Annotated in this window: 14 protein-coding genes; 9 read left to right on the forward strand and 5 right to left on the reverse strand. The window is 51.0% G+C overall.

The window, feature by feature from the left end; translation table 11 throughout:
* Window positions 1-332: 332 nt before the first annotated feature.
* Window positions 333-4,238 (reverse strand): fibro-slime domain-containing protein, encoded by a 3,906-nt coding sequence (locus tag B7990_RS13870; protein WP_088641472.1) that lies wholly within the window; start codon window positions 4,236-4,238, stop codon window positions 333-335.
* Window positions 4,239-4,507: 269 nt separating this feature from the next.
* Between B7990_RS13870 and pta the strand changes: the two genes are divergently transcribed.
* Complete coding sequence (gene pta, locus B7990_RS13875) at window positions 4,508-5,911, forward strand: phosphate acetyltransferase (protein ID WP_088641473.1); 1,404 nt, start codon at window positions 4,508-4,510, stop codon at window positions 5,909-5,911.
* Between the two features lie 91 nt (window positions 5,912-6,002).
* Window positions 6,003-7,184, forward strand: coding sequence for a GDSL-type esterase/lipase family protein (locus B7990_RS13880; RefSeq protein ID WP_088641474.1), 1,182 nt, complete (start codon window positions 6,003-6,005; stop codon window positions 7,182-7,184).
* Between the two features lie 70 nt (window positions 7,185-7,254).
* Here the strand turns inward: B7990_RS13880 and B7990_RS13885 are convergent, their stop codons facing one another.
* The gene (locus tag B7990_RS13885) at window positions 7,255-7,833 is read right to left on the reverse strand and encodes a hypothetical protein (protein WP_088641475.1); all 579 of its coding nucleotides are present in this window, start codon (window positions 7,831-7,833) and stop codon (window positions 7,255-7,257) included.
* Window positions 7,834-7,905: 72 nt separating this feature from the next.
* On the opposite strand from B7990_RS13885, the gene murJ reads away from it, so the two are divergent.
* Window positions 7,906-9,498, forward strand: coding sequence for a murein biosynthesis integral membrane protein MurJ (gene murJ, locus B7990_RS13890; protein WP_088641476.1), 1,593 nt, complete (start codon window positions 7,906-7,908; stop codon window positions 9,496-9,498).
* 34 nt (window positions 9,499-9,532) lie between these two features.
* On the opposite strand, the gene B7990_RS13895 is transcribed toward murJ, so the two are convergent.
* The 3 genes from B7990_RS13895 to B7990_RS13905 all read right to left on the reverse strand — a co-directional run bounded on the left by B7990_RS13895 (window position 9,533) and on the right by B7990_RS13905 (window position 13,372).
* Window positions 9,533-9,970: a hypothetical protein gene (locus B7990_RS13895; RefSeq protein ID WP_254917544.1), complete on the reverse strand. Its 438-nt coding sequence runs from the start codon at window positions 9,968-9,970 to the stop codon at window positions 9,533-9,535.
* Window positions 9,971-10,107: 137 nt separating this feature from the next.
* Window positions 10,108-11,529 carry a T9SS type A sorting domain-containing protein gene (locus B7990_RS13900; RefSeq protein ID WP_254917545.1) on the reverse strand — a complete coding sequence of 474 codons (1,422 nt, stop codon included), beginning with the start codon at window positions 11,527-11,529 and terminating at the stop codon, window positions 10,108-10,110.
* A 106-nt stretch (window positions 11,530-11,635) separates the two neighbouring features.
* Window positions 11,636-13,372 carry an ABC-ATPase domain-containing protein gene (locus tag B7990_RS13905; RefSeq protein WP_254917546.1) on the reverse strand — a complete coding sequence of 579 codons (1,737 nt, stop codon included), beginning with the start codon at window positions 13,370-13,372 and terminating at the stop codon, window positions 11,636-11,638.
* A 145-nt stretch (window positions 13,373-13,517) separates the two neighbouring features.
* Here B7990_RS13905 and B7990_RS13910 point away from each other — a divergent pair, with 145 nt between their 5' ends.
* The 6 genes from B7990_RS13910 (at window position 13,518) to B7990_RS13935 (ending at window position 19,890) form a co-directional block, all read left to right on the forward strand.
* Entirely contained in the window at window positions 13,518-14,063 is a 546-nt protein-coding gene (locus tag B7990_RS13910) for a PEGA domain-containing protein (protein ID WP_088641479.1), read from the forward strand.
* Between the two features lie 105 nt (window positions 14,064-14,168).
* Entirely contained in the window at window positions 14,169-14,774 is a 606-nt protein-coding gene (locus B7990_RS13915) for a penicillin-binding protein activator LpoB (protein ID WP_088641480.1), read from the forward strand.
* Between the two features lie 151 nt (window positions 14,775-14,925).
* A complete protein-coding gene (locus tag B7990_RS13920; protein ID WP_088641481.1) occupies window positions 14,926-16,323 on the forward strand; it encodes a hypothetical protein in 1,398 nt (465 codons plus the stop codon).
* 106 nt (window positions 16,324-16,429) lie between these two features.
* Window positions 16,430-17,215 carry a hypothetical protein gene (locus B7990_RS13925; RefSeq protein ID WP_088641482.1) on the forward strand — a complete coding sequence of 262 codons (786 nt, stop codon included), beginning with the start codon at window positions 16,430-16,432 and terminating at the stop codon, window positions 17,213-17,215.
* A gap of 45 nt (window positions 17,216-17,260) precedes the next feature.
* Window positions 17,261-17,989 carry a response regulator transcription factor gene (locus tag B7990_RS13930; RefSeq protein WP_088641483.1) on the forward strand — a complete coding sequence of 243 codons (729 nt, stop codon included), beginning with the start codon at window positions 17,261-17,263 and terminating at the stop codon, window positions 17,987-17,989.
* Window positions 17,971-19,890 carry a cell wall metabolism sensor histidine kinase WalK gene (locus B7990_RS13935; RefSeq protein ID WP_088641484.1) on the forward strand — a complete coding sequence of 640 codons (1,920 nt, stop codon included), beginning with the start codon at window positions 17,971-17,973 and terminating at the stop codon, window positions 19,888-19,890. Before B7990_RS13930 ends, B7990_RS13935 begins: the two co-directional genes overlap by 19 nt.
* Window positions 19,891-19,936 lie beyond the last annotated feature (46 nt).

Genomic DNA, 19,936 nt, shown 5'->3' on the forward strand with positions numbered 1-19,936 from the left:
ATAGAGATCGGCACCGCTATTTTGGGTCGTTTCGTTTTTGACAAGAATATTGTACTCGGCGGCTATTGACGGAATAGCTGCACATAAGAGTATTAAAATCAAACTGAAGACAATATTTTTACACCGCATCCACAACTCCCTGAAGATGTTACCCTTATAGAAAATACACTCAATCTTGTGATTTTTATCAAATTTTTTTTTGTTATTTGTAAAATAAATTGCGAACAGTGCAACACCATAGAGGTGTTTTTGTAAGTAGGGGAAAAAGTTCCGCTTTTTGAACAAAAAAGCACCCCGAAGGGTGCCTTTTAAGCTTCTGTGTTATGGGATTGCTAGTTCAGGTCGATATCGATGATCGCGATGTCGCCATGACGAAGTCCCCAGAGGAAATCCTGAGTGCGCTTCGTTATTTTCTTGCCGTTTACCATGAGGCGGATTTCGAGGCGGGCGATATAGACGCCAGTACCGACGAGCCTGCCTTTTTTGGAACGCGCGTTCCAGGCGAGGTAGAGATGCCCGTTGTTTCCGACGCAGTTTTCGGCTCCGTCTGTCTTGAAGATGTCGTCAGAGCAGGCGATCCGGCCTTCATCGTTGTTGATGAAGTGACCCAGGCTTGAATAGTAAATGGTCTTGTAGCTGAGTTCCGTCTTGCTTGCGAGCGATTCGGCGATAGTCTTGATATCTTCTGTCGTACCGTGCAAATAGTTGTTCAGGTTGTTCCTGTTCAAAAGTCCGTTGTCAACGGCGTTGAGGATGACGTCGCTTACGCCAAACCTGTTTTTGGCATCCTTGGCTGAAATTTCATTCTTTTCCAACATGGAGATGATTGTTTCAAGCGAGACCGTCGTCGAAGGACTTCCGTTCTTGATGGCTTCCTTGTCTTCGAAGCTCGTATTGCTCTTTACGACTTTTACAATTTCGCTAATCTCGTTTTCGACAAGTTCGGACATGTTCATGTCGCCGAGGTAATGACCTTGGGTGCCATATATTTCGCCGACCTGGTTTGCGGTAAGGTGCTTGTCGCTCTTGACGATGATAGGAACAGTAGCCTTTTTGCTGCTGATGATTTCCCTAGTCTTGTCGAAGTTCGGTGAATCCTTGTCGATTGTCACGACGGTCGGGCTTGTGACCGTGATGCGCTGTTCACCGGTGATGCGTACCCAAGGATTGTCTCTGTGGGCCGGATTTTCGACGAGATCGAGTGCGGTGCCGCCTTCAGAAGGTGACTTGATGCGTACAGAGTCGCCGACAATTGGGAGGACATCCGAAACGGACTTCTTCGAGAAAATGAGTTTCCAGCGGTTTGCCGGGGATGCTGCGATGTAGTCGGCTTCCTGTACGACTGTCGAGAGGGAGCCGCCTCCGTAGCTGCGGAAGCCGAACAGGCTGGAATTGATGTTTTCTGCGGTGAGACCTTCGCTAAAGGTGAGCGTGAGCTGCGTTTTTCCGTCTTCGGTATAGGAAATTTCAGCAGCCATGATAATGGCACCGATCCTGTCGTTCAGAAGTCCGTCTACAGCAAAATTCGAGACGGTGTGGTCTTCGGGGTTTGTGTAGGTGTACTGCGCGGTAATCTTGCCGGCGTAAGGCTCTACGGCGCCTCCTGTTGCGATGGCTATGTCAAAACCGTCGCCATCTGCAACAAACGAAAGCGCCTTGTCGCCGTCTTTGTAGTTCACCTTTGAAAGTTCGTAATGCGTTTTGCCGAAAGTGAACGAAAGCGAATTCAGGACGCTGTTGCCGCCGAGAGGCTTGTTGAAGCTGACCCAGACGCTGTCGCCGCGGCCGTCTCCGTTTCTGTCATAGATAAACGCAGTCTCGATCTGCGGAACAGGCGGTTCTGCGATGGTGATGTTTGTCCACTCGATGCTCTTGTTCTTGGAGGCCGCCGTGGAAACCGTAATCTTTTCGTTTGTGACGGCGCCTGTTGCCTTCAGGTAGAACGTGTTCTTTCCGTTTGTAAACGTGAATTCGTTGTTCGGGAGCTGGGAACCGAGAGAATCGCAGGGAACGAGGTGCGGGTCAGAAGGCGTGACCTTGACGGCGATGCCGTTGTAGTTTGTGGCCCAGTCCTCGACAAATGTGACGTTGATGGGGTAGATGCGCCCGGCCCAGAGCTTTTCGTTCTTGTTCAAGTTGATGGGGAGCGTATCGCTATTTATGTTGCGGTTGGTTTTGCTTCCAAGCGGCTTCCAGTACTTGTCAAGGCAGAGCGTATCTTTTTCGACGATATCTGCGATGAAGCAGTAGCTTGAGTCGATGATGTTTGCAAAAGCGATATTCGGCAGTTCCGTCGGAGGAACCGTAAAGTAGACATCCTTGTATTCTCTAGGATTGTTCTTGAGCGAAACGCGGATATAGTAGGTTCCTGGCGGAAGCGTTTGCATGCGGGCGATTATTGTCGTGTTGATGGTGAGCATCGTGTAATCGTTTGTAATCGTGATGCCGCCATAGTATGCTGTGTCGAGCTTGCTTAAAGAGACGCCTGTCATCGGAAGGTTCTTTCCGAATAACGTAAAATTTGACGGGCCGCGTTCCGTGCGCTTCTGTTCCGAGTTCGAGGAAAAGTCGCAAGCGAGAGTCTTTTCGCGGATGTTCTGCCATACTTCTTTCTTGATAATCGTTGAGTCCGTAGAGAGGCTCGTGAGGAGCATGCTGGATTCCACCTTCAAGTCGATGGACGTGCGCATCATGAAGTTCGACTGCGTACGCTTGCGTTCGGCGTAGAAAATGTGGAACGGATAGGTTTCGCCCGGTGTAAGTTCAAGGTCATCGAGATTTACGGATCTCTTGACTTTTTTGTGCAGGCCGCCGATATCGACAACGAGTTTGTTGTTGATGAACACCCACACGTCGTCGTCGCCGTTGAATTCAAAGTACTGACCTTTGACATAGACAAATTCTGCCTGGATCTTCATGGTGAAGCCGTAATTGTGGTAGCCGGGAGCGTCTTTTCCACCGCTAAGGGAATCGTAGTGGGGGTTTTCAACGGTCTTGGCGCTATCGAGCCAGCGGAAGTCGTCTAGCAGGAAGAGTCCGTGTTCCGGGCTTTCGTCGTCTTTCTGGCCGAGCCAGAAACCGTCGTTTGTCAGCGTGAGTTCGAGGTCGCGGCAGGTGACGTTTGTATATTGCTTGCCGTCCTTTTCTGCGATGACTTCAGGGAGGAACCAGTTGTTGAGGTGCGTTGCGTTCTTGCAATTAGCCGGGAAGTTCTTGGCCATCACGGGAACGCCGTTTGCGCCGAGCTGCTTTTCGACCATGCCTGTCATCGGATCGCCCTTGCAGCCGTCCTGCCCAAAGTCTTCATTAGTTCCTGTGCCGAACATCGGGACTCCGCGGATATCAAAGCCTGTACGCCCGGCACCGCCTTCACCGTAGCTGAGACCGTTCTTGGATCCGTCGGAGTTCATGGAGCCGTCGTACCAGTCGAACATCATCACGGGGAGAATCTTCGGGAGGCATTCGCCGAGAACGCCCGGATATTCGACATGGATTTCGGGAGTGCCATACTGGTAGGCGACAACCCAGATGGTGTCGCTGACGGCGAGTGCGGAATCGAGCAGCATGGGAACGAGCGTGGAGTCGCTTTCGGTAGTGCCTTCGGCTCCGACATATGTTGTACCGATGGTCTGCTTGAAGTAAACCCATGCGCTGTCGGAGGGCTTTGTGACCATGCTTTCGAACCAGCCGCAATACGGAGAACCCACCGGACTCATGTAGTTTTCCATGCCATTCAGGAACATGATGGCGTTGGTATTTGTCCACGGGGTGAGGAAGCGGATGTGTTTTTTAGGCTTGACCGCGACCGCTGGTTTCGTGTCGGAAATCGTCAAAGTCTTGTCGTCGTTGATGACGATCCAGACTTCTTCTGCTCCGTAAATGTATTTGCCGTCTTGGATGGAGTTTTCCCTGTATTTAGGGAAAAGCGTTCCAAGCAAGGGCTTGTCATTGGGACTCAGGTCCGTATGGCACGTACTGCCGTTACAGCCCACCCCGAATTGTAGGTGACGTACGTCTTTTTTGCCATTGGCCAGGCGCTCGTCGGTGAATTCGATGGTGTATGTTCCATCGTCGCCTTTTTCAAGCGATTTGTAAACGAAATTGCTTTCGTTGTCGGCATAGAACAAGACGTTGCCGTCGTAAATGATATGCGCAACAGCAACCGTCTGCGCTAGAGCGCAGGCACTGAATATCGCCAAACACACCAAAACCCTGTTGATAAGCCCACTGATCCTCATCCGTGACTCCTAGATATTGATTCCCCCCCTTGCCCACAGTGTTTCCCATACACTTTCGCCAAAAATAACAATAAAGAATCTTTGTCAAGAGGGCTTAAATAATTATTACATTGAAAAGGCGCAAATTTGAGAAATTTTTTGACATCGTAAATAAAAATAAACGTTGTAGTGGCTAGTTACTGGTTGTCTGTCGTTGGTCATTGGATATTCTTGTCCATCAGGCGAAAAAATCCTACCTTTACACTTGTAAATTCAAAATGGAGATTAAAATGAATCGTGTTTACCTAGTTGCCACTGCTGCTTCCAAGATGGAAGCCAAAGTCCAGGAACTCGTTGAAGCCGTTACCAAGGCTGGCCTTATCGCTACAGTCTACAAGCCGCTCGAAGTTTTCAAGGCCGCCGATAGTGTTGAAGAAATCAAGGCCGGCAAGTCCGCCGTTCTCATGGAAAAGATCTGTGCCGATTTCCTCAAGCAGGATTTTGATGCAGTTGACGCCGTTGTCGTCGAAGGTGCAACGGGCATGAACGATGTCATTGCTCACAAGTTCAACGACGACCTCGCTTCCGCCCTCGATGCAAAGATTTTTGCCGATGGCGAAGATGCAGAACTCTTCTGCCCGAAGCGCTTGCTCCGTTGCGAAAAGTGCGTTGCTGGCGACCTCGCCGCTCCGGCCGCTGAACGCCGCGTAAGCCAGGCTATGTTCCGCGCAAGCCTCCTTTCCAAGGCTTCCAAGTGCGTGAAGCGCATCGTGCTCCCGGAAGGTTCTGAACCGCGTACCGTGCAGGCTGCTTGCCTCGCTGTCGAACGCAACATCGCCGTGCCGGTCCTCATCGGCAAGAAGGCCGATATCGAAGCTACAGCAAAGTCTGTTGGCGTGAAGCTCCCGGCAAACATCGAAATCATCGAGCCGAGCGCCGAACTTGCTGAAAAGTACGTGCCGACTCTCGTGGAACTCCGCAAGGCGAAGGGCATGACTCCGGAATCTGCACGCGTTGCTCTTTCTGACAACGTTATGCTTGCTACGATGATGCTCAAGTTCGGTGAAGTCGATGGCCTCGTTTCTGGCGCTATCCACTCTACTGCAGATACGCTCCGCCCGGCTCTCCAGATTATCCGTACCGCTCCGGGCGTGAAGTCCGTGAGTTCTGTGTTCTTCATGTGCATGAAGGACAAGACTTATATCTACGGTGACTGCGCTATCAACCTGAACCCGCTTGCCGAAGAACTCGCCGATATCGCTCTCCAGTGCGATGACACGGCTAAGGCTTTCGGCCTCCCGAGCCGCGTTGCCATGCTTTCTTACAGCACCATCAATTCGGGCAAGGGCCCGGATGCAGACCTCGTTGTTGCTGCTACTGCCGCTGCTAAGGCTGCCCGCCCGGAAATGCTCATCGATGGCCCGCTCCAGTACGATGCTGCAACAGTCCCGAGCGTTGGCGCCCTCAAGGCCCCGAACAGCCCGGTCGCTGGCAAGGCTACCGTTTTCGTGTTCCCGGACCTCTCTGCCGGTAACATCGGTTACAAGGCTGTGCAGCGTTCTGCCCACGGCACGATCGCTATCGGCCCGATGCTCCAGGGCCTCGCCAAGCCGGTGAACGACCTTTCCCGCGGCGCCCTCGTCGAAGACATCGTTTATACGATTGCTTTGACGGCTGTGCAAGCACAGGCGTAGGCGACCGCTTTAAAAGACCATTTGCGCCTCGTTAATACGAGGCGCTTTTTGTAATAAATTCCGCTTTGCGCTATTTACTATAATTGGGAACATGCCAGAACAATTTTCAAAATGGGTTGCATGCTGGGGCAATGCCACTTCCATTACCGACCGCAAAGAAGCGACTTACGCAAAAGACTTGACACTCCGCTATCCTATCCGTGCTTGCTTTTCAGGGAGCAAGCTGCGGTTCCATTTTTCAAACCTCACGGGGACGGAGTCTGTACAAATTAGCGAAGCGTACGTTGCAAAGTCTGCGCAATCCTCGGTGCAGCCTGCCGCGCAATCCGCAAATGCGGCCTACACGTCAACAACAATCACGTTTGGCGGAGAGCCTTCTGCAACTATCCCTGCTGGCGAAGAAATCTTGAGCGATGAAATTCCGTTCGACATTGTTGCAGGCGAAATGTTCGATGTCAGCCTTTACTTCGCTGATTTTACACAAATGAACGCCGGTACGGCAATCACGGGTCCGCTTTCTGGCGGCAAGTACAGTTACGGCAATTTTGCAAAGGCTGCGGTATTACCCGACGACCTTACACGCAAAACGAACTGGATCTACTTCCTCAATACGATTGATATCTTCACTGAGGAAAAGAACTTCGCACTCGTCTGCTTCGGCGATTCTATCACGGCGCAGGACTGGCCCGATTACCTCACGCTCCGTTGCGCTCGTGAAGGTTTCAATAACGTCGCTATCATCCGTCGTGCGGTAAGCGGCACCCGTATCCTTCGCGAATACAGCTGCATTACTTACGCCGCTTACGGCCTCAAGGGGGCCACGCGCTTCCCGATCGAAATGAACGTCGCGGGCGCTCGTAGCGTCATTGTGCAACACGGCATCAATGACATCATTCATCCTGTCGGTGTCGAAGTCAACAAGTTCCGCCCGTGGAGTGACATGCCTACTGCCGATGACCTCATCAACGGTGTTCGGTCGTTTTACATCACGCATGCGCGCAAGATTGGCCTCAAGATTTACAGCGGTACACTCCTTCCGATTTACGGCTGGCGCACCTACAACGAGAACCGCGACTTCATCCGCATGGCTTTCAATGAATGGCTCCGCACCGCGCCTGATTTCGATGGTTGTATCGACTTTGATAAGGCGGTCCGCGGTCATGACGATCCCAAGCGATTCGCCAACAACTTCGACTCGGGCGACCATCTGCACCCGAGCGCTAAGGCATACGAAGCCATGGCCGAATGCGTTCCAGAAGATTTGCTGAAATAAAAAAATCGCGCGGACATGATGCCGCGCAATATCTTAACACTTGTGCGCATTCGCGCACTTTGCGTCTAAATTAGTAGTTGATTCCGAAGAACAGGTTCCAGCTCTTGTAGCTCTTGCCAAAGTCCACCTTGGATGCGATAACGTCGAAGCCAAAGCCGACTTCAAGCTGGATGGCGGAATTGTGGAAAATGGAGGCGCCTACTTCGCCGCCGAGGCTCATGCCGAGTGCCCAGCGTTCGCCGAAGTTCCAGTCTTCAAAGTGGGAGTCGAGCTGCATGCCGAGACCGAGGCCAGCACCGATGAACGGAGAAACGATTTCGTCAAGGAATGAGTAGCGACCGCCTACAAGCACGTTGCCGTGAACTTCCCAGATCTTGCCGAATTCGAAGTTCCATGTGCTGATGGCCGTAATTGCGCCGTGCGTTGTCATTTCCCAGATGTGGCCGTAACGGATGAGCGGGAATGCCGTTACGTAATCCTTTTTCGGGTTTTTCACTTCGTCTTCATAGTTGCTCCAAAAGCCAAAGCCGAATGCGACTGTTTGGAAACTATAGACTGGGCGCTGGAGAGTTCTCTCCGGTTCTGCGGTGTTGCTCTGAGCGAATGCTGCAAGAGCGAGGAAAGTGATGAGTATTAATATCTTTTTCATGATATGAAATATACAAAAAGTTTACGCGACAAGTGCAAATAACATTTAACCATTCTATATTTTACAACCGACATGAATAAAGCCGCTATTATTGTTGCCGTTTCGATGCTCCTGAGCCGCGTACTCGGGATTTTCCGTGAAATGCTTCTTGCCCACGCCGCCGGCGTGTCGCTCGAAAAAAACGCCCTCGACCTTGCGTTCATGATTCCTGATATCTTGAACCACGTCGTAAGCACCGGTTTTTTATCGATAATCTTCATCCCGATTTTCACGGGCTACAAAGTTGCAGGTGACGAGAAGGCGGGCTGGAAGTTCTTCAGCAACGTGCTCAACACGTTTGGTCTTGCACTCCTGATTCTCGTGATTCCTGCATTTATATGGATGAAGGAACTTATCGCGCTGTTGACTGTCGATGGCGTGACGCCGGAACTCTTGGAACGCGCGACTTACTACGGCCGCATTATTTTGCCGGGGCAGATTTTCATCTTTGTCGGTAGCATTCTTGTTGCTGTCCAGCACACTCGCAAGCAGTTCCTGATTCCCTCCCTCACGGGTCTCATTTACAATATCGCGATTGTGGGCGGAGGTGCCGCAGGCCTTTGGCTCAGCAACCATACAGGCAACGATTACGGTCTCTCGGGATTTGCTTGGGGCGTACCTGTCGGCGCATTCATCGGATTCTTTGCCCTCCAGATTTTTGGCGCCAAGCGCGGCGGAGTCCATTATGAATTTATCATTGAACCGAAGCACCCAGATATCGCACGTTACTTCAAGATGATGCTCCCGATGTCTCTTGGCGTGGGTTCCATGTTTGGCCTTGAATTTATCATCCGTAGCTTTGGTGCAAACTTTGGCACAAGCGGCATTTCGAGCCTCAACTATGCTTACCGCGTCATGTACACGCTCGTCGCCGTCTTCGGTTTCTCGGTCAGTGTCACGAGCTACCCCGACATGGCACGTCTCGTCAAGGAAGGCGATTTCCCGCAGCTCAACCGCAAAATCTGGAAGAGCCTCTCGCGCATGTTCTGCATCTTGATTCCGGCCGTTGTCGCCGTGTGGGCTTTGAGCTTCCCGGCTGTGCGCATCCTCTTTGAACGTGGCGCATTCCACCGTGAAACGACCGAAGCGATTTCTGAAATTCTCCGCTGGTACTTGCCCGTAAGCCTTGGGCTTTGTTTGCAAGCCGTGCTTGTCCGCAGCTTCTACGCTTGCGAACGCATGTGGGTCCCGACACTTTTGAATACCGGCATCTTTGCAGCAACCATTCCCGCCTACATTTTGCTCGGCGACCCCGAAGTGGGACTCGGCATCAAGAGCGTCCCGATTATCGGCGCTGCAGGCGCCATCCTGCAAGTGATTTCGATGATTTTCATGTGGGCTAAAAAGAATGGCACCGACGGCATGAAAGACGCGCTATTGAACATGTTCCGTGCACTCGTTGCCTTCGGCATCATGATTGCAGCCGCCATCGGGCTTGACCACGTTTCTGGTGATTTTGTGCGCAATGCAGGATTTATCACGCTTGTCGTTTACGCTTGCGCCGCAGGCATAGCCCTCTTTACGCTCACGCTCATTATCCAGCGCTACCTCGGCAGTAAAGACGCCAAGGACATCCTGAACGAACTCTTAGGAAAGGTCCTCCGCAAGCTGCATTTGGCTCATTAAGGAGATTCCCGATCAAGTCGGGAATGACATCGTACTACAACTTATCACCGTACGTATTACTTTTCACCGGCGGTAAAATTTCTTCTGGCAAAGGATCAGCTTTGGGAATATCATCATTTTCAAAGCCGTTGAACATCCACTTGAAAAAGCCAACGGTCCCACCTAATATGGCTCCAATTACATAACCGGCACCCGCAATACCTAGCGATATTCCAAGAACCATTATGTAATCATCCTCAGCCTTCTTTTGGCTTTCGGTCTTACAGCTATAGCTATGACAATCGTCGTCATCATCGTCATCCAACGCGGCAGCAAGCGCTGTAACGCCCACAGCACCCACCAAGCCAGGCACCGCCAAAGATGCACCCGTATTTGCCCCATAACGAATCATGGGGTTCGGATTCTTGCTCACGGCACAGCCTACAAGGCTAAGCGCAAGCAACATACATATGACGGCTCTCATTAAACTCATACTCGTAATATAAAGCCACGACTTTATTTCGCCAATAGCACAATAAAATTTTATGATAATCTAGCAAAAATTAAGGATAAAGCGCAATAAAAAAATCCGGCAGATTTCCGCCGGACTCACCTAATTTACAGAACCTTCTATTTTATCGAAATTTTCGTCGAGTAATTGCTATTTGCACCGCGAACACTCACGAAGTAATTTCCCGCGCGCACTTTCGGCAAAACTTGCGACGTTCCAAATGAAACGTTCGCCGAACCGTTCCATACGACGTGGCCCATCGCATCCATAACCGTCACGCGGTCATTCTCGCGCAACCCGGAAATTGAAATTTCACGACCGTTCACACTCACTTTCGGCAATGCAAAATTCACGTTGTGGATTTTCGAAAGCGAAGTAGCTCCACAGCCAATAACATCCGGTCTCCCGGCGCACGGATCGTCCTTGTACAAAGGCGCCACGGCCTCTGCCCACAAGCGGTGCATCGACTGTCCGCCCTTAGGTTCTGCCGGGTGCACGCCATCACTTGTAGAAAGTTCTTCGGGATGTTCCAAGAAGTAATTGTAGAAATCAGGGCCGGCCGGCAATTCGTTATCTTTCGTGAGCTTGTCGATGGCATCGAGGTAATCCTGATGTACCTGCCACTTAGCAATTTCGGGATTCGTCGCAATCATGCGGGCAATAATCGGAGTCACACCATGCGCTTTTGCAGTATCGATAATCGTCTGCAAGTTCTTCGTGAATGTTTCGACATTCGCATTGCTGCCGCCCCAGGCATCGTTTGTTCCCATTTCAATTGCCCAGAATTTCACGTTCCCTACGTATTCTGCATAATACTTAAGCGCATCGACAACTCCCTGACTCGTGACGCATCCAATACCGCCGCGAAGCATCGCCGGGTAATAATCTTCAAAACGTGCGTGAATCAACTGCGCAAAATTCGAATCGACGGTGAACTGTTTCATGCCCATCTGGCTGATGCTTGTGCCCATGAAGAACCACGTATCATTTGCGCCATCGCTAATGTCGTAAGCGCCGACTTCTTCGAGATTTTTCACCGGGGATTCCGCCACGATGCGGAACCAGGACTTCCCCGCAAAATCAATTGCAAGCCCACGGGACATGGCACCGCTCTCGCCCACCTCGGCAACAGTCTCCCAGTCGCCATCGACGCCGTTTGTCGAATTCGCAGACGTCATCACCTTGAAATTCTGGAGGCTCGCCGATGCATCCACGGAATGCTGGCAGCTTGCCGCGTGGACATATTTTTCGCCAGCCCAAGATTCGTCACCACGAGTCTCCCACGTGATGAACAGCTTTGTCGGACCCTCGCCCACGTTCAACGCAAAATCCGACACCGACGAGACCTGGTTAAAGTCAAGCTTTCCGTCGGTATAGACTTCAGGTTTCCAGTTGGAATTGACAGCGCCCGCCACATAGAGGTTCTTGCCCAGACTCACGTTCGGACTCGATGTAGCTGCAAATGCCCCAAAGGAGGCTCCACTCAAAGCAGAAACAAGCGCGGCATTCAAAAATACGCGCGCAAACTTTTGTTTTTCCATATTTTCACCCCAAAAACTTAAATACCTTTTCGGAAAATAAATTATTATGGGGCAAATATCTCAAAAAATTGATTCAGGTGTGGACATTTTTGTCGAGAGATGTTCCTTACCTTCCGTTGTCGCGCAGGCGATAGAGTACGCACGCGATATCAATCGGACGCGGTAGGCTCATTTCACGGCTGAGTCCTTGCGGCAAGTTGCGGAACCCGACATTCTTGATTTTTTCGCAGAGCGCATTGATGCGTTCCATGATAGTCGCCTTCGCCGATTCGCCATTTGCATCGTTATTGCTTGCGGCATTCTGGCAAAGATTCAACAGCATAAAGCCTGCACCAAAGCGTTGTTGCTTATCTACAAGCGCTCCCGCCTTGGACGTATCTGAAACGAGGAACCCGATTTGCAATAAGCTATCGCCTGAAATTTTCACTTTCACCTGGCGTTCCACGGCAGACGCAGGGCGAAGTGACGGGAGCAACGGCTTCACGTATTCCGCAAAATCGCGACACTGCGGTTCTACAAACGCAGGCAATCCCGGCACGATTTTCGCGCCATCCCCGCCGACCAATCCAGTAGCCACGTTCTTTCCATTGATTCTTGCGCATTCCGCTTTGTACGACGCCATCACGATGATGTTGTCTGCCAGGTCCAAAAAATCTCCGCAGGCGCCTGCCACTAGAATAAAGCTGCGCCCCTTGATTTCACGGATGCGGTCCGTCAGCGGGATAAGCGGTTCGCGGTCATCGCCCAGGAGCTTTCTCACACGGATATCGCGGATGAGGAAGTTCACGGCTGAGGAGTCTTCGTCAATCAGGAACACGTCGCTCCCGGCTTCCATGGCTTCCATCAGGTTCGCGGCCTCGCTCGTCGATCCCGAAGCACAGGCGGTCGTAAAGTTCTTTGTCGAGATTCCGCCCGGCAGGTCACGCACAAACTGCGAAAGGTCCGTGCCACGCACACTGCGGCCGTCTTCGACGCCTACGCGCACCGCCGATTCGCTCACGACTATGCCCTCGCGACCGTCTCCCGGAATGTGCGGGTAAACTGCTTTCGTGAGTGCTTGCAACAAAGTCGATTTTCCGTGGAACGCCCCGCCCGAAATCACGGTAATGCCTTTAGGGATTCCCATACCGCGGATTTCGCGACCGTTTGCGACAAGCGTCACCGCCATTTCCTCTGGCGCCACAAACGGTACAGCTCCTTCCATCGGGAGTTCGCTAAGTCCCGATGCACGGGGGAGCACGGCGCCATCCGGCACAAACGCACAAAGTCCACGTTCCTCGAGCTGCGACAAGATTTCCTTGCGCTCGGCAAGCACACGGTAATGCTCGACAAGTTCTGGCTCCACGCCGTCCTTCTTCGATTCGCCCGAATTATAGAGCGCAGCCGAAACCAGGTCCGGGAGTACCATCGTCAAAATCTCGGCTGCGGCCTCCGCCTGAATCTTGCGGCCGTCGCCCGGCAATCGCACTTGCAGACAAGCGCGCAGCTCGCCGTTATCGACCCAGAGCGCGTTTCGCACTAGCATTTCAGGTCCAGCAGTGTCAAAGACGACCGCCGCATCCCTATCCGGGTACTTCTCGCGCACAAGTGATGAAAGCCTGCGGTAAAGGTAATCGCTCAGTGCCAGGCGACGTTCAAACGAGCCGCCCCATTCGCTCGGGAATCCAAGCATAAGCAGACTCGCCTTGATCATCACGCGAGATGCCGGCGCATACGGGTCTCCCTGCACGTGCAGGAATTCCAGCACAAAGTCTCCAAAATCCCATGAGCGGTCTGCCAAAGATTTATAGAGGCCGTAATTTTTCCCTTGTAAACTGCGAATTTTTTGGTAAAGAGCTTTCATATTCATAAAGTTAGTTAATATCGATCGATTATAGACCGAATATTTACGCACATTTTACGGCACTTTAACATTTGTCCTGTAAAAAAAGAATTAAATTCTAGGTGTGAACTAACTTTTTTTACAAGCAAAAGCAGGAGTACAACCCATGAAAAAGCTTTTTATTTTTGCCTTGATGATGGCATTCCTCTTCACGACCGCCGTCGCTGACGATGATGATCCACCTCCGCGTGGCAAGTCCGCAACGGTCAACATCATTACTGAACCGCCTAACAGTGATGTGTTCCTCGGCGGTGAACCTCTCGGCAAGAGTCCGATCAAGGATAAGGAAGTCAAGTCTGGCCGCCAGACGCTCGTCGTCATCGACCAGGGCTTTGAACTCGTGAATCAGCGTGTGAATATCTGGCCGGGCAAGGACAGCCGCAACAACTTCGACTTCAGCACCAAGATTCCGAAGGGTAGCGTCAAGGTGACCACGAATCCGCCGCGTTGCCGTATCTACGTTGACGGCGATCTCGCTGACAAGACCGACGGTGCCGAACTCGTCATCCGCAGCCTCGACGCTGGCGACCACGTGATCCGCGCTGAATGCAGCAACCGCAAGAGCGCCGAAGAACTCGTGAAGGTCAAGGGCGAAGAAACGACCGAAGTTCATCTCGATGCAACTGTCGGCAAAAAGAAGAAAAAACGCTAATAGCGGTTTTTCATCAAAAATTTCAAAGAACTCCCCCAAAGGGGAGTTTTTTTTATGTTTTTTTTGTATGTTTATAACATAACATTTCCAATCTAGGAGGAAAAAATGTCAAAAATTTGGATTTTAGCCCTTTGCGCAAGCCTTGCTTTCCTTTCCGGCTGTGCCGATGGTGGCAAAAAGGTCACCCGCCTCGACGTTAATTCTGTAACTGATCTCTCCGGTAGCTGGAATGATACGGATTCTCGACTGGTCGCCGACGAAATGATCAACGACTGCCTCGGCCGTCCTTGGTACAGCCAGTTTGCTGCACAGAAAGGCTCCGTTCCGACCATAGTTATTGGCAAGGTCCGCAATAAGAGCCATGAACACATCCGTGTTGAAACTTTTATCAAGGATATCGAACGCGCCCTTATCAATTCTGGCAAGGCTGAATTCGTCGCCAACTCCAACGAACGTGCAGACCTCCGCGATGAGCTTGCGGACCAGCAGGGTAATGTCACCGAAGAAACCCAGAAAGATGCCGGCATGGAAATCGGTGCAGACCTGATGCTCACCGGCACCATCAACTCCATCATCGACCAGGAAGGGGGCGAACAGGTGGTTTACTACCAGGTCGATATGGAACTCACGGACATCCAGAGCCATCGCAAGCTTTGGATCGGCGACAAGAAGATCAAGAAGTTCATGTCCAAGAGCAGCGTGAAGTTCTAGTCCTTCGTGCAATTCGGAATTAGGAAGTATGAAGTAGGAATTATTTAGTTTGGCGGCTTCGCCGCGATTATTACAATTCCTCATTCCGAACTCCTAATCCCGAATTATCCAAGCTCGCTTCCGCGGGCATTTTTTATATACATTTATCTATATGAAACGATTTATTTTACTACTTGCTGCAACAGTTTTTTTTACGGCGTGTGCGAATAAGTCTATCACCCGTTACGAAGCGCTTGCTCCGGTATTTGAACATAATGGCTGTGAATCTGCGATTGCCGAACTCCAGAAGCAGCGCGATGATCTTTACGGCGACAACACTGAATTTCTCTATTACTTTGATTTAGGCGTCCTGCAGCATTATAACGGAAACTATAAAGAAAGCTCTTTGAATTTTGCCAAGGCAGAAAAGGTTTACGATGACCTTTACACCCGTTCCATCTCGAATGAGGCGGCTGCCATCGTTACCAACGACAATGTCCGCCCGTACAGGGCGCGTCCTTTTGAGTTGCTTGTACTTTACGAAATGCAGATCATGAATTTCCTTGCCCAGAAGGATATTGACGGGGCGATGGTTGAAGTGAACCGCGCACAAAAGGCAATGATGGGGCTTTACCAAAAAGACAGAGGCAAGACGAACGATAACGGATTTTTGCGTTACCTGACGGCGATCGTCTATGAAATGGCGGGCGAACCGGATGAAGCGGCTATTGCTTATTACAAGACCGTCAAGGCTTATAACGAAAACATACTGAACCTTCCGAAGGAAGCTCGTGAGTTTATCATTGAAAGCCTGAGGCGCGCAGACCGTGAAGACGACGTCAGGACGCTCAAGCTTGACGACATTACAGAAACTCCTAAAGCGACAGCAGCTCGCGATCTCGGGCAGGAAATCATTGTCGTGGGTTATGCGGGGCATGGCCCCATCCTTAATGAACTTTACATGTCCGGTACTTATGTTAGCGGGGGCGCTTTAAACCTTACGTACAAGGACGGGAAGACCGGCAAGCTGGAAAGTGTTACCTTGGGCGCTCCGCCTGTCGCTGGTGCTGGTAATGGTCAGACTTTCCACATCAGCATGGCTCTTCCCGAGGCCCATTCTTTCAGGAGCAAGGTGAATCATTTTAATGTCACCGTGGACGATCAGTCTGGAATCCGCCCTGAGAAAGTGATGGCGCTTGACAAGGAACTCGAAATGAACCTCAAGGATGATTTTGCCGCAACCATGACGCGCACAGCCATCCGCGTTGTTCTCCGCACCATCGCAGCCCAGGCTGCCAAGAAGGCCATGAAGACGGATAATGCCCTAATTAACTTCTTTACAAGCATTGGTACAGATGTCGCCCAGAGCCAGCTCGAAAAGGCGGACCTCCGCATTGCGCTCTTCTTGCCGAATTCCTTCCAGATGACGAGAATCCCTGTAGAAGCCGGTTCGCATGAAGTGACTGTTACGGCGGAAGGCGATGCTGGTACGGTCAAGGTCTTTAATTTTGGCAGCGTCCCTGTAAAAAAGGGCGAAAAGAAGTTCATCTTTGTGCCTGCGGTTAAATAATTTGGTCATAAACAGGCAAAAAAGCACCATTTTCTGAAATGTAAACTCCATTTTGCTAAATAATTATTTAGTTTCAAGTCAAAACATTTCTAGGAGCAATAAGTCCATGAATTTTAAAATCATCTTTGCAGCGGCAGCCTTGCTTGCCACCCAGTCATTCGCCATTGCCGGCATTGGCGGCCACTATGCCCCGATGTCTGGAACGTCCCTCAAGAAAGTTGAAAAGACGGCAATTAAGGGCAATGAAAATCTCAAGTTCAGCCATGGTGACTTCACAGGTCTTCAGGGTTTCGGTTTTAAAGCATGGGTTGACGTTCTCCCGTTCATTGATATCGAAGCGACCTTCAATATCCAGTTTGCTTCTTACAATGCCTCTCTCTGGGCCAAGAATCCTCTGGATCCGCTGAGCGATTACAAGGAAATCCCGATGCAGATCGAACTTGGCGGTACTCCGTTTGCCAAGGCTACTCCGAAGTACATCGCTATGAATGCTGACCTTTCCGCAGCATATCCGTTCGACCTTCCGCTTATCCCGATCCATCCGTACGTTGGTGGCGGTCTTACTTTCCACTGGAACACTTTCGTCCTGAACAAGGAATTTGTGGAAAAGGTTTTTGACGACGCTTATGGCAGCGCTGGCGATCTTCAGGGCCTGAATCCGGACCAGGAAAACATGGGCAAGGAACTTGCCAAGAAGGTTGTCGATTACGCAAAGGACGAAGGCCTCAAGAAGAGCGTCGGCATCCACCTGCTTGCCGGTGTGCGCGTGAAGCCACCTCTCATTCCGCTTTCTGTCTATGCAAACGTGAAGTGCTATCTCGGCGGTGAATACGATAACGATATCGATGCGGGTCACTTTGCATTCGAAATCGGTGGCGGTTTTGCCCTTTAATTTTGTAGATAAAAAAGTTGGTTAGAAGAGAGTAGGTATTCAAGAATGACTCAAAATACAAGCAGCACAAACATCCTCATCATCGAAGATGAAATTGCCATTGCCGAAGGTCTCGTAGATCTCTGCGAACTCAACGGTTATCGCGTTAAACACGTTGTTGACGGCGAAAGCGGCCTTGCCGAAGCCCTTTCTGGACAGTATGGACTTGTACTCCTGGATCTCATGCTTCCGGGCATGGACGGGTTTACTGTTTGCGACAAGATCCGCGAAAAGGACAAGAGCCTCCCGATCATCATCCTTTCTGCAAAGAACTCCGATGACGATATCATCAACGGCCTCAAGTTCGGCGCCGACGACTACATCCCGAAGCCATTCTCCGTGCCGATGCTCCTTGCACGTATCGAAGCCGTGCTTCGCCGTAGCCGCCAGACGATGGAAAACGAAGGCAAGCTTGTTGCTGGCAATCTCCGCGTGAACTTCCGCGAATACACTGGCGTTCGCGGTACGGAAGAACTCGCGTTCACCCGCAAGGAAATTGAAATTCTTGAATACCTCTGGAACAATCGCGACCATGCCATTCCGCGTTCCGAACTTCTCCGCAAGGTCTGGGGTTACGAAAACGCTGAATCCGTGGATACTCGTACGGTTGATATTCACATCACCAAGCTCCGCAAGAAGATTGAAGACGATCCGGCACACCCGAAGCTGCTCGTCACTTTCCGCGGTGAAGGTTACCAGATGCGCTCGGCACCAGAATGCGAGAAAACAGTATAAACAAGTTCTCTACATACCTCTCTAGCAAGTACAAGGCTCTTCGGAGCCTTATCCTTGCCTCCAAAGATCGTCTCATTTTTGTGGCGATTTTTATCATTATTGCGATTCCCGTAATAATGCTTTTAAGCCATTCCTATGCACAGCTGCAAACGTCGTCGCTCTTTGGCTACAAGGAACATGCGTTCTCTGTGCTCCAGAATTTGAACAAGAACATCACGGCTGACCTCGCCATCGAAGACAGGCGTTCTTACGCCGACTACCGATTCATCCGGTCGGTTCCTGTGTTTGGCGGTGAAGAGATCACGATGTCCGAGCTTGCGGAATTTCCGCAGAGGAGTCATTACGTCGGCCTCGTCGGGCATTTCCAGCTGGACCCCGCCGGAAACTTGAGTACGCCGGTTCTCCCGGATGGCGTCCTTGAAAGAATCCCTATGATGGATAGGGACAAGCGCCTTGCAATCCGCAACAAGATTAGCCTGATCCTCAATACGTCGGGCTTTTCGGCTATTTCTTCGTCCGCTGTTGTAGCGACTTCGAGCAGTTCCGAGAAAAAGGCTGATTCGACTCGCAAGAACGATAGCAGGCTCATTGACCAGATTTACAAACAAGATCTCGATATTGCAAGTTCGCGCAAAAAGAAGAAGGTTAACAAGCCGCGTGTTGAACAAATTACCGAGACGGGCGACTTTGCCTTTGGCGTCGAATCGACAAAGCTTGACACGACCGGTCTTCTGGTTCGCCTGATCAATACGGAAACGACGCACTCGATGGAAGCGGAAATCGATTTCTTCCAGGCAATCGTTGACTCGAACTACATTATCTTCCATCGTACAGTCAGGCGCGGCACGGATGTGTTCATCCAGGGCTTTATTGTCGATGCCCGTGCTTACCTCACGAACTTGGTAAAGAACGAAATTGAAAAGTACAAGGGCGTTACCAAGGGCAATCAGCAAGATCCGCTTGTCCTTGCGTTTATCCACAAGAACAAGCCGTTTGTCGCTTTCGGTGAACGCAACAACATCACGACGGAACTGCTTTCGGAATCGTTGCAGGCTCCGCTTTCTGAGATCACGTTCAAGATGTACACCACGCAGCGCGCTCCCGGCGGTGAATTTGTCGTGTTCATCGGTTTTCTGATGCTTGCTGTGCTTGCGATTGGTCTTATTTCGATTTACCATGTGACGCAGAGCCGCGTGAAGCTTGCCGCGAAGCGCCAGGACTTCGTCTCTGCCATTACGCATGAACTCAAGACTCCGCTCACGGCAATCAAGATGTATGCAGAACTCCTGCAGAACTCCTGGGTCGCAAGCGAAGAGAAAAAGCAGAAGTATTACGGACAAATCGCCAGCGAGGCGGACCGCCTTTCCAGGCTCATCCAGAACGTGTTGAATCTCTCGAAGCTCGATGGCAACCGCTGGAACGTGCAGCTCCGTATGGATAAGCCGAAGCAGGTCCTCGATGATTTCGTTTCGACTTACAGCAAGAATGTCGAGAAGCAGGGATTCGAGCTTACGGTTTCTTCGGACACGGATGCCGACAACATAAGCCTCATGATCGATCGCGATGCTATCATGCAGATCTTGATGAACCTTGTCGATAACTCGCTCAAGTTCTCCAAGAATGCGGACTACAAGATGATCAACGTGGAACTGCGCATCAAGGGTACCGACATGTACCTTGCCGTGCGCGACTACGGTCCGGGCATTCCGCCAAGCGAAATGAAGAAAGTCTTCCAGGAATTCTACAGGGTCGAAAATGAGATGACCCGACAGACGAGCGGTACGGGCATTGGCCTTTCGATGGTAAAGAAATTGTGCAATTTATGTAATATGAGCATAGAATTGGAAAACGCGAATCCCGGTCTGCGCACAAAAATACACTTCCCGAGCTTGTCCATTTAAGGTTTCATTATGTATTTTTGAGGTGTGCCGTTCAAGTAGCGGCTAC

It is taken from the genome of Fibrobacter sp. UWB4, from assembly GCF_002210345.1.
Classification (GTDB): Bacteria; Fibrobacterota; Fibrobacteria; order Fibrobacterales; family Fibrobacteraceae; genus Fibrobacter.

Excerpts from the sequence above, each read along its gene's own strand:
- B7990_RS13920 (WP_088641481.1), top strand. The coding sequence starts at position 14,926 with ATGAAACGATTTATTTTACTACTTGCTGCAACAGTTTTTTTTACGGCG.
- B7990_RS13885 (WP_088641475.1), bottom strand. The coding sequence starts at position 7,833 with ATGAAAAAGATATTAATACTCATCACTTTCCTCGCTCTTGCAGCATTC.
- B7990_RS13870 (WP_088641472.1), bottom strand. The coding sequence starts at position 4,238 with ATGAGGATCAGTGGGCTTATCAACAGGGTTTTGGTGTGTTTGGCGATA.
- B7990_RS13925 (WP_088641482.1), top strand. The coding sequence starts at position 16,430 with ATGAATTTTAAAATCATCTTTGCAGCGGCAGCCTTGCTTGCCACCCAG.
- B7990_RS13900 (WP_254917545.1), bottom strand. The coding sequence starts at position 11,529 with ATGGAAAAACAAAAGTTTGCGCGCGTATTTTTGAATGCCGCGCTTGTT.
- murJ (WP_088641476.1), top strand. The coding sequence starts at position 7,906 with ATGAATAAAGCCGCTATTATTGTTGCCGTTTCGATGCTCCTGAGCCGC.
- B7990_RS13930 (WP_088641483.1), top strand. The coding sequence starts at position 17,261 with ATGACTCAAAATACAAGCAGCACAAACATCCTCATCATCGAAGATGAA.
- B7990_RS13905 (WP_254917546.1), bottom strand. The coding sequence starts at position 13,372 with ATGAAAGCTCTTTACCAAAAAATTCGCAGTTTACAAGGGAAAAATTAC.
- B7990_RS13915 (WP_088641480.1), top strand. The coding sequence starts at position 14,169 with ATGTCAAAAATTTGGATTTTAGCCCTTTGCGCAAGCCTTGCTTTCCTT.
- pta (WP_088641473.1), top strand. The coding sequence starts at position 4,508 with ATGAATCGTGTTTACCTAGTTGCCACTGCTGCTTCCAAGATGGAAGCC.
- B7990_RS13935 (WP_088641484.1), top strand. The coding sequence starts at position 17,971 with ATGCGAGAAAACAGTATAAACAAGTTCTCTACATACCTCTCTAGCAAG.
- B7990_RS13880 (WP_088641474.1), top strand. The coding sequence starts at position 6,003 with ATGCCAGAACAATTTTCAAAATGGGTTGCATGCTGGGGCAATGCCACT.
- B7990_RS13895 (WP_254917544.1), bottom strand. The coding sequence starts at position 9,970 with ATGAGTTTAATGAGAGCCGTCATATGTATGTTGCTTGCGCTTAGCCTT.
- B7990_RS13910 (WP_088641479.1), top strand. The coding sequence starts at position 13,518 with ATGAAAAAGCTTTTTATTTTTGCCTTGATGATGGCATTCCTCTTCACG.